The sequence below is a fragment of the Streptomyces sp. CB01635 genome (assembly GCF_002803065.1).
In the GTDB taxonomy this organism is placed as follows: domain Bacteria; phylum Actinomycetota; class Actinomycetes; order Streptomycetales; family Streptomycetaceae; genus Streptomyces.
Map to the genome: position 1 here is coordinate 950,848 of NZ_NNBL01000001.1, position 16,419 is coordinate 967,266.

Sequence of the window (16,419 nt, forward strand, 5' to 3'; positions counted from 1 at the left end):
CTCACCCCTCACTTCACCGTGATCCGGACCGAGCCGGTGGTCGTGTCGCCCTTGTCGTCGGTGACGGTCAGATGCGCCGTGTACGCACCCGCGCGCGCGTACGCGTGCTGGGCGTCAGCACCCTGCGTACCGCCCGGCTTGACGTTGTCCCCGAAGTCCCAGTGGTACGAGGCCGCGGTACGGCCCTCCGGGAGCTTCACCGTGCCCTTGAGCGCGACGGTGAGCGGCGGGGCTCCGCTCTCCGGTGCCGCGGTCACCTTCACCTTGGCGCCCGCGCGCTTCTCCACCCCGGGCCCGTTGAAGTGCAGCCAGTCGACCGCGAACAGGTCGGGCTTGTCGGCGCTCCACTGCGGGTTGGTGAAGACGGCGTACAGCGGGAACGTGCCGTCGTAGTCGGCGAGTTGAGTGGTGGGGGACACCACGTTGCCCCAGTCTCCCGTGTTCGGGACGGACACCTTACCGAGCAGCTTGCCGGTGGGGGAGCCCACGCGGAACTCGACGTCGCCGCCGATCCCGCCCGATGCGGCGCCCACGGTCACCGAGTCGACGCCCTTCAGGTGCACGGGGTCGAAGGACACCCAGTCCCCGTCCTCGATCTCGGTGAGCCGCTTGCCGCCCGACGCGTCGGCGCGACTCGCGACCACGACACCGTCGTGCGCGCCGCCCGTCTTCGTGAAGTGCTCGGCCTCACGGAACGACGTGCGCAGCGAGAGCGAAGCGGACCCGGTCAGCGCGGGCACGCCGCCCGCCCCGCCCTTGTCCTCGTACTGGGCGCTGATGCCGTAGTAGAGATTCTGGCCGGGACCGTGGCTGTCCCCGGCGTCCGTCACGATCTCCCCGGCGCATCCCGTGTAGTTGTCCAGCGGATGCAGATGGGAGTCGTGGCCGAGCTGGGACTGGACGACGACGCGTGAGCAGTCGATGGGACGGCCGTCCTCCCGGTCCGTCACCTTGATCTTGAACGGGATCGTGTCGCCGAAGCTGAACGTCCCACCGCTCGGTGGCTGTTGGATCGTCACCTTGGGCCGCGTGTTCCCCACGGTGATGTCCTGCACGGCGAGTCCGGTGAGCCCCGTCGGCCCGGTCACCGTCAGCCGCGCCGTGAACACGCCGTTCTTCGTGTATGTGTGCTTCGGGTTCGCGTCGGTCGAATCGGTGGTGCCGTCACCGTCGAAGTCCCAGGCGTACGTGACCGGTTTGCCGTCCGGCAGGCCCGAACCCGCGCTGGAGAACGTGACGGCGAGCGGCGCCGAGCCGCTGTCCGGTGTCGCCGCGACCCGCGCGTCCGGCAGGCGGCTGTCGGCGACGTAGTCGATCCGGTAGATGCCGGCACCCTCGTTGCTGCCGCCGCGGCCCGTGCCGCTGCCGAGCCCGAAGTCGATGACGTACAGGGCCCCGTCGGGACCGAAGTCCGCGTCGAAGGGCTGGTTCCATTTCATGTCGCCGAACACGGAGTTGATGGACTGCAGGTCACCGGCCTTGGCGGGCGCGAACCGCGGATCCGTGAACGTCTGGTCCTTCTCCTGGATCGAGAAGGTCTTGAACCACTGCCTGGTCAGCTCGTAGTTGAACCATTTCCCGTCGAAGTACTCGGGGAACTTGGCCTTGTTGGGGTTCGCGGGATCGTAGGCGTACACGGGACCGCTCATCGGGCCACCGCCGCCGGTGCCGAGCTCCGGGAACTGCTCCGAGGCGGAGTACGCGTACCAGACCGACGCCCCGCGCGCGGGCGGCAGGTCGCGCAGGCCGGTGTTGTTCGGCGAGTCGTTCACGAGATGGTCGCAGTCGAACTTCGCCCCGGACTTCTTCGACTCGAAGTCGTAGTCGTTGAACGGGGTGTTGTCGCCGATGCAGTACGGCCAGCCATAGTTCCCCGCCTCGGTGATGCGGTTGAACTCGACGGTGCCCTCGGGCCCGCGGTCGGCCACAGCGTTGCGCGCGTCGGGACCGTAGTCACCCATGAGCAGCGCGCCGCTGACCGGATCGGTCGTGATCCGGAACGGGTTGCGCATGCCCATCGCGTAGATCTCCGGGCGCGTCTTGTCGGTGCCGGGCGCGAACAGGTTCCCCTCGGGGACGCCGTACGTCCCGTCGGCCTTCGGGGTGATCCGCAGCACCTTGCCGCGCAGATCGTTGGTGTTGCCCGCGGTCCCCTGCGCGTCCCAGGCGCGACGGCCCTCGCCCTCATCGATCGGGTTGAACCCGTCCGAGGCGAAGGGGTCGGTGTTGTCGCCCGTCGCGATGTAGAGGTCACCCTTGTTGTCGAAGGCGATGGAGCCCGCCATATGAGAGTTGGCGCGTCCCTCGCCCCGCCAGGTCGGCACGGTGAGCAGGCGTTTCTCCGACGCCGGATCGACCTTGCCGCCCGACTCGGTGAACCGCGAGAGGTTGATCCGCTTCTCCGTCTTGTCGGAGTTCAACAGATAGATCCAGTGGTTGTCCCCGAACTTCGGATCGAGCGCGAGCCCCAGCAGACCGTCCGACTGACTCGTCATCTCGGGCGTGTAGGCGAGGTCGAGCGCCGTGGTGACCTTCAGCGTCTCCTGATCGATGATCTTCAGCTTGCCGGTCCGCTGGATGAAGAACACGCGCCGGTCCGGCGCGACGGCCAGCTCGAACGGGTCGGCGAGGTCGGCCGTGGCGAGGGGGGTGCGCTGGAAACTGCCGGTCCTGGTAGCCGAGCAGTCACCCGGCTTGTCCCCGGCCGCCCACTGGATGCCGCCGAGGATGTGCTGGAGGAAACCGGCCTCCTCGAACGCCGACTTGGCGTGCCCGCCCGCGGTGAACCAGGAGCGGCCGCCGTCGTAGTTCTGGCACCACGACCACGGGTGGTCGACGCCCTCGTCGAGGCCGGTGACCCCGTCGCGCACCTTGACCTGCGCGAGCGTGTGCACCTTCCCGGTGGGGTTGGTGCGCCAGTTGTACCACTCCTCCGTACGCTCCCAGAGCTCCGGAAGCCCCTTCGTGGACGGGTGCGCGTGGTCGAGGACCTTGATCCGGCCCGTCTGCACGGCGGGATGCTGGTCGAAGATGGCTCCGACGAGCCCCTCGTACCAGCCCCAGTCCCGCTCGCTGGCCGACGCGGCGTGCAGCCCCACCCAGCCGCCGCCCCCACGGACGTACTTCTGGAGGGCCGCGCGCTGGTCGGCGTCGAGCAGATCGCCCGTCTCCGGCGTCGAGTTGGTGTTGTTGAAGACGATCGCCTTGAAGCGGGCGAGGTTCTCGTCGGTGAACACGGCGGCGTCGTCGGTCGCCTCGACCTCGAAGCCGTTCTCGCTGCCGAGCTTCTTGATCGCGTCGATGCCCGCGGGAATCGAGTCGTGGGCGAAGTTCGTGACCTTGGAGAAGACGAGCACGCGGTACGAGGCGGCGGCCTCGGCACGCGGCGGGGCCGCAAGGCCGAGGCCGACGACGAGGGCGATCAGCGCGAGGAGGACGGTCCAGGGCGAGCATGGACGGCGTCGCCTGCGGGGGATTCGAGCGGCGGGCGCGGGAGGACCGTGTCTCCCGGACGGTACGGGTGTGGCGGAACTCGTAGAACTCATGGCGCTCCCTGGGCTGTTGGCCGGTGGGCCGACTCGGGCGTGCGGTGAGTGCTGCGGGAATGCCGGAGCGCCTGGAAGCCGAAGCCTAGAAAGCGCTTTCCCGATGGCATCGCACAGCGTAGGTTCCGGGCGGAGAGGGGTCAATGGGTCGGAACGGGTCAGGGGGTGGGGAGAGGGCGCCGCGATCACGGGGGAGCGGGTGGCAGTCGCCGTCGAAGCGGTGGGGCGGGTGGCTGTCGAAGGTGGGGGCGGTGGCGGTGGCGCCTGAAGTGGTGGGCCGACTGGCCGTAGTTCGTGGGGCCTGGTGCCGGTGGCGCTTGAACGGGTGGGCGGGCCGGTCTTCGTTCGCGGGGACGGGGACCCGGCGCCGGGGGCGCTTGGACCGGTCGGTCGACCGGCAGTCGTTCGCGGGGGCCTTGCGCCGGTGGCGCCTGAACTGGTGGGCCGGCTGCCCGTTGTTCGCGGGGACCCGGCGCCCTCACGCTCGAACCGGTGGGCGGCTGTCCGTGCGTGTGCGCTCCGACCGGCGGGTTGTCAGTGGGCTTGGTTACGGTTCCTTCATGCAAGACGCCGACGACGTACGTTCCATCGCACTTGGCCTGCCAGAGGTGACGGAGAAGATCGCCTGGAGCATGCCGACGTTCCGGGTCGCGGGGAAGATGTTCGCCACGATGCCCGAGGAGGAGACCTCCATCGCGGTGCGCTGCCCCAAGGTGGAGCGCGACGAACTGGTTCTCGCGGAGCCGAAGAAGTTCTGGATCGCGGACCACGAGGCGGGCTTCGCGTGGGTGCGGGTGAGGCTCGCCGCGCTGGACGACGGTGACGAGCTGCGTGACATCCTCACGGACTCCTGGCGTCAGGCCGCCCCGGGCCGGCTCCTGGACGCCCACCCGGAGTTGGGCCCCCCGGAGCCGACGGACTGATATTCGCGGGGCGATGTCGGTGCTGCGTGGCATGATCCGGCGGGGGTGGGGGACGCGGAGCCGCTGGGGCCGCCGCGCCGCCGGGGAGGGTACGGGCAGGCATGGGCGGAATGTCGAAGGAAGGGCCACGGGGGTCGGGGGAGGAGCGGGAGCGGGCCGGGGATTCGGCCGGGGGGTTGATTCCTGGTCCTGGTGAATCGAGGCGGCCGCGCGGCGGTATCTGGTCGCGGGACTTCGGACTGTTCTTCTCGGCGCGTGCTGTGGCCAAGCTGGGGGACACCATGCTCCCGGTCGCGCTCGCCGCAGGCTTGCTCCAGCACGGGTACGGCGCGGGCGCCGTCGGGCTCGCGATGGCCGCCTCCGTGGCCTGCTTCGCGGGGCTCGTCATCTTCGGCGGTGTCTTCGCGGACCGGTTCAGCACGCGACTGCTGATGATCGGCGCCGACGTCACGCGCCTCGTCACCCAGTCCCTCGCCGCGGTCATGTTCTTCTCCGGGCACGTGGTGCTCTGGGAGATCTGCGTGATCGGCGCGGTGAACGGCGCGGCGTCCGCCCTCTTCCAGCCAGGCGTCGCCAGCACCGTCCCGCGCCTCGCCACCGACGTACAGGCGGCGAACGGCGCGATACGCGTCGCCGAGTCCGTGGCGCAGCTCGCCGGCCCGGCCGTCGCCGGCCTGCTCGTCGCGTTCGCCTCGCCGGGCGTCGTCTTCGCGGCCCACGCGGGCACGTACGGGCTGAGCGCACTGTGCCTGCTCCTGCTCCGGCTGCCCCCGGCCCAGCCCGGCACCGAGGCGATTCGCGGCAGCGGGTTCCGGGCCGATCTCGTCGAGGGCTGGCGGGAGTTCAGATCGCGCACCTGGCTCTGGGGCGTCATAGCGATCTGGTGCGTGCTGATGGTCGCCGCCTGGGGCCCGGCCGTCCCGCTCATCGCCACGCAGGTCGTCCAGGAGCACGGCCCGCGCGTCTATGGCCTGGTCAACTCTGCGCTCGGCCTCGGCACCGTCATCGGCGGCGTCTTCGCCCTGCGGCTGCGCCCCCGCCGGATGCTGCGCGCCGGGGCCGTCGCCCTCTTCGGGTTCAGTCTGTTCCCGGCGACGGTGGGCGCCGGGCTCGGCGTGGAGTGGATGGCGGCGGGCGCGGTCGTCGCGGGCGCGGGGATGTCGTTCTGGGGCGTCATGTGGGCGACCAGCATCCAGACCCAGGTCCCGCGCGACGTCCTCAACCGCATACACGCCTACGACGTCGCGGGCTCCCTCGCGATGACACCGGTCGGCCAGGCCCTCGCGGGACCCGCCGCCGGGGTCTTCGGCACCCGCCACGTACTGCTCGCCGGTGGCGTGACGACCGTCCTCGTGGCGGCGGCCCTGCTCTCCGTCCCCGCGATCAGAGGCCTGATACGGGTCGACAGCACCGTGCCCGGCGGGAGCCCGCGCAAGGCCCCCGCTAGCCGCGAGCCCGCCCGCCGAGGAAGCCGCTGATCCGCTCCCGCAGCGACGCGGGGTCGAGGCCGTGCGCGGCCACATGCTCCTCGATCTGTCCGTAGCGGCGCAGCTCACGGCGGCCCACACCGAGCCCCAGCACGCGGTGCGGCAGGTCGGCGAGCGCGTCGTTGGCGGTCGCCGTCGACGTACCCGCCAGATACGGCTCGACGATCACCACATCGGCGGCGTCGGCCGCCCCCGCGGCACGCCGCAGCGCCCCGGCGTCGAAGGGACGCACTGTCGTCGCGTAGAGCACGGTCAGGTCGAGGCCCTCCGTCGCGGCGAGGACCGCGTCGAGCATCGGCCCGACCGCGATCACGACGCCGTCCCGGCCTTCGCGGACGGTCAGGAAACGCTCCCCGTCGACGGCGAGTGCCTCCCTGTTCGACTGCACCGAGAGGCGGACGTACACCCGGTCGTCACCGGCGCCGACCGCGTTCCGCAGCAGAGTCTCGGCCTCGTCCGGGTGTCCCGGCACATGCACGGTCCAGCCGTCGAGGGTGTCGAGCAGTGCCACGTCGCCCGGTGCCATGTGGGTGAAGCCGCCGGACGGCCAGTCGAAGGAGGCGGCGGCGCTCACCAGGACCGCGCCCACGTCCTGATGCCCGAGGTCGAGCTTCACCTGCTCGAAGGGGCGCTCCACCAGGAAGCTGGCGAAGGTGTGCATGACGGGCCGCAGCCCGGTCAGCGCGAGGCCCGCGCCCGTCCCGATGAGCAGCTGCTCCCTGATGCCCACGTTGATCACCCGGTCCGGGTGCCGGCGCTCGGCCTCGACGAAGCGGTCCCTGCCGATCTCCGCGAGGACGACGGCGACCCGGGGGTCCTCGTCGAGCAGCCGGGAGACGACGGGGGCGAATCGATCACGCATGGTGTCCATGACGCGGGTGTCCTTCCGGGGAAGAGAAAAGAGAACAGGAGAGAGAGGGGGCGGCGCGCGGCTCAGGCGCTCTTGGGCTCCACGCGGGCGACGACCACGCGCGGCTCTCCCGGGTGCGGCGCGGTGAAGGCCTCGTACAGGGCCTCGTGATCGCGGCCGTCGACGGTCGCGGCGGACCAGCCGGCCGCCTCGAAGCGGGCGGCGATACCGCCGGGCCTGGCGTGGCTGGCCGAGGAATTGTCGACGACGACGGCGTGCAGCCGGTCGAGGGCGGCCGGCCCGGCGAAGGCGATGGCCTCGTGATTGCTGCCCTCGTCCAGCTCGGCGTCCCCGATCAGCGTCCAGACCGCCGGTCCCGCAAGGCCCTGCGCGCGGAGTCCGAGCGCGGTCCCGACGGCGATCGGCAGCCCGTGCCCAAGAGACCCGCTCGCGATCTCCACGCCGGGGACGAGCACCCGGTCCGGATGGTGCCCGAGCGGGGAGTCGTACGACCCGAAGCCGGGCAGCCACTCCTTTGGCACGAAGCCCTTCGCCGCGAGCACCGCGTAGTACGCCATGGGGCCATGGCCCTTCGACAGCAGGAACCGGTCACGTTCCGGATCCCGCACGCCCTCGGGCGTCACCCGCAGCACCCGGTCGTAGAGCACCCAGAGGACATCGAGGGTGGAGGTCGCCGCAGGGCCGTGCTTCTCGTCGCCGGTCATGCGTCCCATGAGGGCCGGAAGGTCTTCGTAGGCGTGGGAGCCCGCCGCTGTACGTGCCGCTGTCGTTGTCATGACAGGAGCGTGCAACCTCAAGCCAACTTGAGGTCAAGAGCGACCTGCCGCGCGCCGGCCGCGGAAGAAAGGGGTGCGCGACCACCGCTCCGAGTGCGGTATGGTTTCCGTGCGCGTTCGGCCAGGGGAAAGCCCAGGTCAGACGAGCACCGGGACGTGGCGCAGCTTGGTAGCGCACTTGACTGGGGGTCAAGGGGTCGCAGGTTCAAATCCTGTCGTCCCGACAGTTCGAACGTATCGAACGTCGCAGGTGAAGGGCCGTTTTCATAACGGCCCTTTTTCTGTTTCCGGGATCGCTCCCTGGGAGCGACGGGAGGGAGCACGCTCCCTCCCAGTCCCCTTAACAGATTGCTCCCACTCGAGCCGCTGCGCACATATTCGATTCTTTGCCCACATGTTCACATTCGTGCCCGTTTTGTGACCGATGGCTCCCCGTCGTTCGGGGGGTCCTGAGGGTATGGGCTTCCGCTCTTGCTGCTGGTCACTCGTGCTCCCAGTGGGAGTGAGGCCGGGAGTGATGGCCCCATATCTGGAAGCTGGGGTATGGGGCCATGCGAATCCTTGACCGCATGTCCGACTCTGGCTGCTCGGTATGTCGGTTTTCGGTGGTGGCGGTTGGTGGATGCATGGAGATGTTGAACGCGGGGGTGGGCGGTTCGACGACCTTCGGGGGCGCAGGCGGCTGGGGAGCCGTACTCAAGTCTGGTCGTAGCCAAGGGCGGTGGTTCGGTGCCCTGAGTGGACGGTGGCCGCTCGTCATGCCGTAGGTGTCGAAGGGTGGAAGTGCGGCTGGCCGTCGCCCTGGGGCTCATGTGGACCCATTGGAACAGAACCCGGCGTATAGCCCGACTCGTCTGCCGCTCTTTATTTTCGCAGGTCAGAGGCCATGTTTTCTCGCTGAACAAAGTGCCCGGGTCGAATCCGGGTCGAATTCGGGCCCGCGTATTGTCCGCCCTGCCTAACCAGCAGGTGGACAGGCAGGGCATATCGGGCGACCAGTTGGTGCGAGGTGTAGTCGGAAGGCTGCGGGCAGCGGGTCGGGAAGCCTCGGGCGTATCGAAAGTATCGTCCGGTGTGTCCCCCTGTCAGGCGGAGTGATGTCGGCCGGGACCGGGTTGGGTTTCCTGGCGAGTCAGGTGTGCTGCGTCGCTGGTCAGGCGATCTGATGCGTAAACTTGATCGCTGAGGATTTCTTGGTGCCAAGCGGTCATGCTCAGCCACTTTCGCGGAGCGCCCAGCAGGTTCTTCGCCTGCTGGTGGTACACGTCTTGTACGTCGTTGGCCAGCTGGAATGGCAATCGTCGAGACGGGCAGAGTCGCTCTGGCCCGTACAAGGTCCGGATCTTGGTCTCAGGTGAGATCGCTCCCGCCACCCAATACCGATTGGCGAGTATGAACCCACATCCGCGGGTGGGACCAGAGAGGCCTCGCCATACGCGCTGGAGCCGGTGGAACTGCCCCCTGACGGCCCGGGCGGGTCAACCATGCAGCTGAGGGGATAGTGGGCTGCCTCCTGACACCAACCGCCACGCCATCTCGCTCGGCCGTCCACAGCCCAACCAGGGCGAGACGAAGGGAGTCCCAACGGCCGGTTCGCCCATGTCGGTCATCCAGTCGAGAGCGGGAGTGCCGCGCAGGCTCACGGTGAAGACGGTGGAGGAGAGGGCATCCCTGAGGAGGCCAGCCGAGGCCCAGGTCTCGCGGCGCCATTCGGCTCCGCTGCCGTCCGGGAAGCCGGTCAGGGCGCGGACGCCGGAAAGGACGAGGGCGGCGAGCGGGTGTCGTCGTCGAGGGCGTGGGCGTCTGAAAGCGTGCCGGCGGCGAAGGCCGGCAGGGACGCGGCGGGGTCGGCGGGCAGTGCCCGCAGGGCCGTCGTGGTGTCGGCGAGCAGGGCCTTCGCCGCGGGCGGGGTGCGGGCCAGGCGGTGCACGAGGCCCCCCGCAACCCGTCGGCCCAGTTGGCCAGTTCGCCCGGTATCCCTGGGCGGTGCGGTGCTCAAGGATTGCGCCAGGGGCGGGCAGCCATTGTCCGTCCCCACTGACGTTTCGCTCTTGGCCGCGTAGCCACTGAGTACGGCGACGACGGCAACTGCCGACCAGGCTGGACCCTTCAGAATCCCCCCGGCCCCTGCGCAGGTGAATCCTGGGCTGAGCATAGGGCGAACTTCGCTCCGTGGATGCGCTGTCGCCGCCCGCGGAAAGCCCCGCGACGCCGTCGATGCGCCTTGGTTACCAGCCATCGATCGGTGGCCACGCGGAATGAGCCATTGAAGAACCGCTGGCCACCGTCCAGTTGCAGCCTGTTGCTCCACAAGTACCCGCGATAATCTGCCCCGTGTCCTGTACGGCACAACTGGCGAAACGCGAGGGGGATCGTGGACGGGCGCGACGTGCGCGGGCACTACGAGGGGTTGGCAGCCGAGTACGACGAGAACTGGGTCTACGGTCCGGACTACGTGCCCTGGATGTCAGGCCGGATCGTTGAGGCGCTGCGGCTCGGCCCTGCGGACCGGATCGCCGACATCGGCTCCGGTACGGGCCTTTTCACCAGGGAGGTGGCCCGGCAGCTCCAGCCCCGCAGTCCGATTCTGTGCGTCGATCCTTCCGAGGCGATGCTCAGCCAGCTAGAGACGCCGCCTCCGGCCGACTTGGCGCCTATTGTCGCCTCCGCCGAGGACATCGCCGAAGGACGCACCCACCTGCCATACGAGCACCTCGACGCGATGTGGCTGAAGGAGTCGGTCCATCACGTCGCCGACCCGGCGCACACGCTTCGCGGCCTGGCCGACCGGCTGGCGCCCGGAGGCCGGCTGCTGGTGGTGATGCTGCCGGCCACCATCCAATACCCGCTGTTCGAGGCAGCCCTCGCGCGCTTCGAGGAGCTCCAGCCGGACCCTGTGCCGTTCGGAAACTCATCGCTGCTGGTCGTAGGGGGTCTGGCGCGGCGTCACGGTCTGCAGGAACGCTGTCCGGGTGATCGGCTCACTGGTTTATCGGGTGGTACGCAAGCTCCTCGCGGTCCCGGCGGTGCTGCTGCGCCGGGACATGGCCAAGGACGCGGAATTGCTGGTGTTGCGCCACGAGAACGCGGTGCTGCGCAGGCAGCTCACCGGTCCTGTGCGGTACGAGCCGGCGGATCGGCTGTGGTTCGCGGCGCTGTCCTCGCTGATCCCCCGGCGCCTGTGGGCGCAGGTGTTCCCGGTGACGCCCGCGACGCTGCTGGCGTGGCACCGCCGGCTGATCGCCCGGAAGTGGGACTACAGCAAGCGCCGGAGCAGGCACGGGAGACCGGCGACCGCGAGTGCAGTGAAGGCTCTGGTGCTGCAGTTCGCCAAGCAATATCCCCGCTGGGGCTGTCGACGGATCCAAGGGGAACTGGTCCGGCTCGGACACCCGGTCGGCTCGACGACGGTCTGGGAGATCCTTACCGCAGCGGGCATCGATCCAGCCCCACGCCGCAGCGGACCGACGTGGCGCGAGTTCCTGACCGCGCAAACCGAGGGCATCATCGCCTGCGACTTCCTGCACATCGACCTGGTCGATCTGCGCCGGGTCTACGCGCTGGTGTTCCTTGAGCACGGCGCACGCCGGCTGCACATCGCGGGAGTGACCGCCCATCCCACCGGGTCCTGGACGGTGCAGCAGGCGAGAAACCTCGCCGTCGAGTTGGGTGTGCGGGTGGACTCGCTGCGCTTCCTGCTCCGCGACCGGGACGCGAAGTACACCGAGTCCTTCGACGCGGTCTTCGCTGCCGACGACATCCGGGTCGTGAGGACTGCGCCGCGGGCCCCTCGGATGAACGCGCACTGCGAACGGATCATTGGAACCCTGCGGCGCGAGGCCCTCGACCACCTCTTGATCTGGAACGAGACACACGCGAGGCAGGTCCTCGATGCCTACGCGCGGCACTACAACGGTCATCGCCCCCACCAGGCTCGCGGACAGCTACCTCCCCTCGCCCAAGAGCATCCGTCGCCCCTGATCGCCCCGTCCGCTCACGGGCTTCTACGCACCCGAATACTCGGCGGCGTGATCAACGAGTACAGACACGTGGCCTGACCAGCGGCGACGACTTTCCGAACGGCACACGTCGGGCGCTCAGTCGCTCCCCGGCAACTCGTCGGCGTGGCTGAGATTCCGGTCGGCCTGCTCGAGCCGGAACCACTCCGGATGCTCGTTGACCCATTGGTTGAACTGTTCCTGGGTCATGCCCTTCTCCGCAGCCTCCAGGACGAGCCGACGAGCCTCCCGGCCGGTGACGTGGCCGTATACCGGTTTTCCCTCGATCGGCCTTTCCTTGAAATCGATGTACTTCCCGTTCACCATCTTGGTGGCATCCCTGATCTTCTTCCTGGTCGAAACCCACAGGCCCGGCCGGCCGAGTTTCAGGCTCGCGAAAACCTTCGCCTCCTGATCCTTCAGATCCTCCGCTTTCTTCCACTGCCCCGCGAGTGAGTCCTTTTCCTTGATTTCGGCCAGCGCTTCCTCGGCCGCATCCAATTCACGCTGTGCGACTGTGTGGGCATCACTGCCAGCGGGAGTGCCCTTCACCTTCTTGTTGAGCGCGATCACCTTCCTTACTGCTGTGAAATACTCATCCTTCGCTTCGGCCATCCGCGCCTGGGTATCCTCCATTTCCGCTGCCAGCTTGTCCAAATCCACACGCGCCTGCGCCTCCAGTGCGCGGCGCCGCGCACCCACCCTCCGCTTCTTCGTGAAAGATTGCTCTTCGGCGAGTGCCCGGCGTGCCTGGTTCTCGGGGCCAAATTTCTGGTTCCCTAGCTCGATCGACGATTTCAACTGGTCCGGATTCTTGGCGGATTCCACGCTTTTGACGGAGCCGTCTACGTCCTTGATGAAATTATCGACCCTCTTCGCCGCCTCTGGCGGGACATCCCGAAGTGCTTGGAGAGCGTTGCGCCGGAGTTGTTCCGCGACATTCGCCCCGTCCGGCGTCGCGGCCGCGAGCCGTTGGATTCCCTTCGCCTGCTCGGGCGAAATATCGAGATCGGCGAGTTTGGGATCACCGTCGGCCAAGTGCTGTACAAACTCTTCCCCGGTCATGACCTCCACGTCTTTCGCGGCGGCCACCACGACCTTCGATTCCTCCGTGAGCGCCTCGGGAAGCCCTTGCCTGGACGCGCGGAGCTTGGTGAGCAGTTCCGACTTGATGCTCTGCCATGCCGGGCCTACGCCGCTCTTTTCCAGCAGGGAATTTTGCGCCGACCGCAACGCCGCCCCCACGTTCTGATAGCGGCCTGGCAGCGGGATACGAGCGACGAGCTTTGCGACCAGAGTGAGCGCCAGCATTGCGGCGGCAACCACGATCCGGGTCTGGGCCTCCGCTGCCTTGGCCGTATGGGACTTGAAGTCTTCGACGGTTTTCGCTTCCCCGGCGGCCTTGATGCGCAGCTCGGATTCGGCGGCCGAGCCGGCGATGGTCACCGCAGCCGTCGCGAGGCCGAACATAGTCAGTTCGAGGACGTTCACACCTGGGATGAACAGGAGGGCGACGAATGCTACGGAAGCGGCCGCTGCCACGTACTTGTTATAGGCGCCAGCTGCGCCCGCGATCCTGGCGTAGCCACTCTTGTTTCCGTCGGCCGCCTCTTGGACGTCTTCGACGATCTGCTTGGCCGTCTTGTCTACACGCACCATTCCCTCGGCCATGCCGACCGCGGTTTCTCCTGGATGCGCCGCCATGTGTTCCAGTTGGATGTTACTTTGCTCCGCAGCGACTTCCCTGGCCAGCCCCTCTTTCTGAGCTGGGGTCATTCCGGCCATTTTACTCTCGTCGAACCTACTCCACGTCTTGGATAGCTTCTGTTGAAGCGTCTCCTCCTTTCCTGATGCGTCAGTCTTCTTCTCGGAATTTTCCTGCGCTTTGATGTTGGACTTGAATTCGGTGTAGGCGTCGATCGATCGCTCGAATGTGTCCAGGTTCGTTGCGAGCCGCTTTGCAATTGGCTTGTAAACTTGCCGGTCCTCCGGCTCCAGCCGATCGATCTTCGCTGCGATGCGCAATACCTGGTCAAGATTCTCCGGGTGGAGCTCCGCAGCCTCCTTGAGTAGAGCCTTGGTGGGTTCGGGCAGCGCTAGAAACTGTTCCTCCAGCCACCCCGTGTCCTTGGCCGGCACCGGGGGGCCAGGCTGGGACCCCTGGCTCGCGCCCGGCAGATGGGAGATGATCCGAAAGCCGATGATCGCCCCTGCGCTGTTGCGGATAGCCGGCGCATCAAGCACAGCAACGTGACCGGACGTCGATCCGGAGCCGCTCGACTTTGCGAAGTAGTAGCCGTCCCCAGCAAAGCGCCGGAGGTCGTACTGGCCAGGCTTGAGGATGCCGCGACGCAGCAGCTCTGCCTCGAGATTGTCGACGTCAGGGTTGGTGAGATAGATGGCGAGCCCTGGCCGCTCGCGGACTTCCGTGGGGGCCGGAGCCTTCTGCCTTTGAATCGACGGCCTGATGGCCCCACCGAAGGCGTCCGTCTGCTGAGCGACATGGGTCAGCTCATGGGCAAGCAGGAGCCGTCCCTCGTGCGTGGCGGGCGAAAACCTCCCCGTGTCGAAGGCGATGTGCTGCCCGACGGTGTAGGCGAGGGCGTGAATACTGCGGGCCGACCGTGCCGCCGCGGCATCGGTGTGCACCCGCACCCCTCCGAAGTCACGCCCAAAACGCAGTTCCATGAATGTTCGCGTTTGCTGATCCAGCGGTCGCCCCGGCGAGCGCACGACACCATCCACTTCCGCCGGGACGGCGGACGACTCGACGGGGATGGCCGTCGTCTGCTGTACTCTGCGGTCGCCAGCATGGACCGGCAGCGACATGGCCGACGTACTTCCGAGTAGGCGCGCTGCCACCCGATCGGCCTCCTGCTCGAAGGCATCACCTGGCGAGCTCGCAACGAGCCCCGCTTGCAGTCGTTCACCCGGATGCCCGCGCACCGGCACACGGCTGAAGTCCCAGGAGCCTGCTGAGTGCGAGACGTCGTGCGGCCCAGCCTCTCTCCTTGCCGGTCGTGTCTCCGCTCCACCTGCCGCGGAGGACGTGTACTGCGGGCGACTCACCGACGGCAGGGCGTCGCCCTTATCAGACTTTGGAAGAGCCCGTGCGGTGGCGTGGGTTCTGGACACGGTGCATCCCAGAGAAGTGTTCGAGGCCGTCCTCGGCGTTCCAGCAGTAGTACCTCGATGATGGCGCCTCAGCCATCAGGTCAAACCCATATCAATCGCTCTAAAACCCCACAGTATCGTGAAGCCTGCCACCCTCGCCCCCGTCCGCGGCTAGCCTACGAAGTCGTGCCAGAGTCACGGCGGCCACGACACCGGCATGGCGGGCCGCACGGGAACGCCACCTACCCAAGACCCGGCCCCACCCTCGCCCCCGACAAGACCCCGGCGCCCACCCGCCTCTCCTAACGAAACCCGTCGCCGCGCCGAACGCGCCCCGGTCGCCAGCAGGTCCGCGACCACGTCCGGCCCGACAACGCCGGAGCGGAACCTGCCGGAAACGGTTGGTCGGCATACAGCATCGGACTGATGCTCTCGGTCTTGGCTGACCACGACTTCGCGAGCAGCGTCGCGGCGGGCGAACGTGCCGTGTTCCGCGAAGCGGAGGATCGCGGTGTCGAGGGCGCCCTGCTCGGGGTGGATGACGCGCAGGCGAAGTCCGTTGTATTCGCCGCGTCGGATGGTGGGGGCGAAGTCGATCCGCAGCCGCAGCGCCGAATTCGGCTGCGGGGCCGCGTAACAGGCGTCGCCGACGATGGCGTACTGGTAAGACAGTTTGGCTTCGTTGACTTCTAACTGATGGTTTCAGAATGAGGTTCGGAGTCGTCTCAAGCAGAAAATGCTGCAGGCGAACTGAAGCAGGCCCAGGTGGAGGTCGGCACGTATCTCGTAGCGAATCCGAAGCCGCTTGAACTGGTGGAGCCATGCGAAGGTGCGCTCGACGACCCAGCGGGTCTTGCCCAGGCCGGAACCGTGCGGGACTCCGCGGCGGGCGATCTTGGGTGTGATCCCACGGGCTCGGACGAGACGCCGGTACTTGTCGTAGTCGTAGCCGCGGTCGGCGAAGAGCCGCCGGGGCCGGTGGCGGGGTCGGCCACGTAGGCCACGGATGCGGGGTACGGCGTCCAGCAGCGGCATGAGCTGGGTGACATCGTGACGGTTTCCACTGGTCAAAGAGACGGCGAGCGGGGTGCCCTGCCGGTCGACGATCAGGTGGTGCTTGCTTCCGGGCCGGGCCCGGTCGACCGGCGAAGGTCCGGTGTGAGCCCCCCTTTGAGGGCACGCACGTGCGATCCGTCGATCGCCGCGTCGTCCATCTCGAGCAACCCGGCAGCCCGTAACTCGGCCAGCAGCACCTCGTGCAGCCGGGGCCAGACACCCGCCTCGGTCCAGTCCCGCAGACGCCGCCAGGCTGTCACCCCGCTGCAGCCGACCTGCTCCGCGGGAACGTCCCGCCAGCTCACGCCCTTGCACAGCACGTAAACGATGCCCCGCAACGCAGACCGGTCATCCACCGGCAACCGCCCGGGATACCGGTGCCGCCGAGCCGGACGAGCCGGCAACAGCGGCACGACGCGATCCCACAGATCATCAGGCACAAGGTCAGCAGACACCTACCAAATCCTGCCGACACACCACCCAACCGCCAAGCCCCACAACGAACTTCATTCTGAAACCATCAGTAAGACCGTGTCCTACATGGTGAGCGTGAGGAGTCGTTTGTAGCTGCAGAGGGCGGCGGCGAGTCCGAGAAAGACACCTCAGGTCCTTAACTCGTCAAGCTGCGGCGGCGAGTTGGGTGGGGTAG

Annotated in this window: 9 protein-coding genes, 1 tRNA gene and 2 pseudogenes; 6 read left to right on the forward strand and 6 right to left on the reverse strand. The window is 68.0% G+C overall.

The window, feature by feature from the left end:
* Positions 1–8 precede the first annotated feature (8 nt).
* A complete protein-coding gene (locus CG723_RS03985; protein WP_100591732.1) occupies positions 9–3,545 on the reverse strand; it encodes a ThuA domain-containing protein in 3,537 nt (1,178 codons plus the stop codon).
* 560 nt (positions 3,546–4,105) lie between these two features.
* Between CG723_RS03985 and CG723_RS03990 the strand changes: the two genes are divergently transcribed.
* Both CG723_RS03990 and CG723_RS03995 read left to right on the forward strand, forming a co-directional pair.
* On the forward strand, positions 4,106–4,468 hold the full coding sequence (locus tag CG723_RS03990) for an MmcQ/YjbR family DNA-binding protein (RefSeq protein WP_100591733.1): 363 nt from the start codon (positions 4,106–4,108) through the stop codon (positions 4,466–4,468).
* 101 nt (positions 4,469–4,569) lie between these two features.
* Positions 4,570–5,946 carry an MFS transporter gene (locus CG723_RS03995; RefSeq protein WP_442802514.1) on the forward strand — a complete coding sequence of 459 codons (1,377 nt, stop codon included), beginning with the start codon at positions 4,570–4,572 and terminating at the stop codon, positions 5,944–5,946.
* Here the strand turns inward: CG723_RS03995 and CG723_RS04000 are convergent.
* Positions 5,912–6,826 carry a transketolase family protein gene (locus CG723_RS04000; RefSeq protein WP_100591734.1) on the reverse strand — a complete coding sequence of 305 codons (915 nt, stop codon included), beginning with the start codon at positions 6,824–6,826 and terminating at the stop codon, positions 5,912–5,914. The genes CG723_RS03995 and CG723_RS04000 overlap by 35 nt on opposite strands.
* 62 nt (positions 6,827–6,888) lie before the next feature.
* A complete protein-coding gene (locus tag CG723_RS04005) occupies positions 6,889–7,602 on the reverse strand; it encodes a hypothetical protein (RefSeq protein ID WP_100591735.1) in 714 nt (237 codons plus the stop codon).
* Positions 7,603–7,752: 150 nt separating this feature from the next.
* On the opposite strand from CG723_RS04005, the gene CG723_RS04010 reads away from it, so the two are divergent.
* Positions 7,753–7,826 (forward strand) — tRNA-Pro (locus CG723_RS04010).
* Positions 7,827–9,080: 1,254 nt separating this feature from the next.
* On the opposite strand, the pseudogene CG723_RS49110 reads toward CG723_RS04010, so the two are convergent.
* Positions 9,081–9,841 (reverse strand): annotated as a pseudogene (locus CG723_RS49110) (TIGR02679 domain-containing protein).
* 225 nt (positions 9,842–10,066) lie between these two features.
* Between CG723_RS49110 and CG723_RS47305 the strand changes: the two are divergent.
* Both CG723_RS47305 and CG723_RS04025 read left to right on the forward strand, forming a co-directional pair.
* A pseudogene (locus CG723_RS47305) lies at positions 10,067–10,417 on the forward strand (class I SAM-dependent methyltransferase); the annotation flags it as partial.
* A 157-nt stretch (positions 10,418–10,574) separates the two neighbouring features.
* A complete protein-coding gene (locus CG723_RS04025) occupies positions 10,575–11,660 on the forward strand; it encodes an integrase core domain-containing protein (RefSeq protein WP_100591736.1) in 1,086 nt (361 codons plus the stop codon).
* 39 nt (positions 11,661–11,699) lie between these two features.
* On the opposite strand, the gene CG723_RS04030 is transcribed toward CG723_RS04025, so the two are convergent.
* Positions 11,700–14,429, reverse strand: coding sequence for an eCIS core domain-containing protein (locus tag CG723_RS04030; protein WP_100591737.1), 2,730 nt, complete (start codon positions 14,427–14,429; stop codon positions 11,700–11,702).
* A gap of 723 nt (positions 14,430–15,152) precedes the next feature.
* Here CG723_RS04030 and CG723_RS46040 point away from each other — a divergent pair.
* Positions 15,153–15,407 carry a hypothetical protein gene (locus CG723_RS46040; protein WP_159032382.1) on the forward strand — a complete coding sequence of 85 codons (255 nt, stop codon included), beginning with the start codon at positions 15,153–15,155 and terminating at the stop codon, positions 15,405–15,407.
* Between the two features lie 9 nt (positions 15,408–15,416).
* Here the strand turns inward: CG723_RS46040 and CG723_RS04040 are convergent.
* Positions 15,417–16,225, reverse strand: a protein-coding gene (locus CG723_RS04040) for an IS5 family transposase (protein ID WP_199841644.1) whose coding sequence is annotated in 2 segments (ribosomal slippage) — positions 15,417–15,886 and positions 15,886–16,225 — 810 coding nt in all. Because the reading frame shifts where the segments join, the coding sequence is not laid out codon by codon here.
* Between the last annotated feature and the right edge of the window lie 194 nt (positions 16,226–16,419).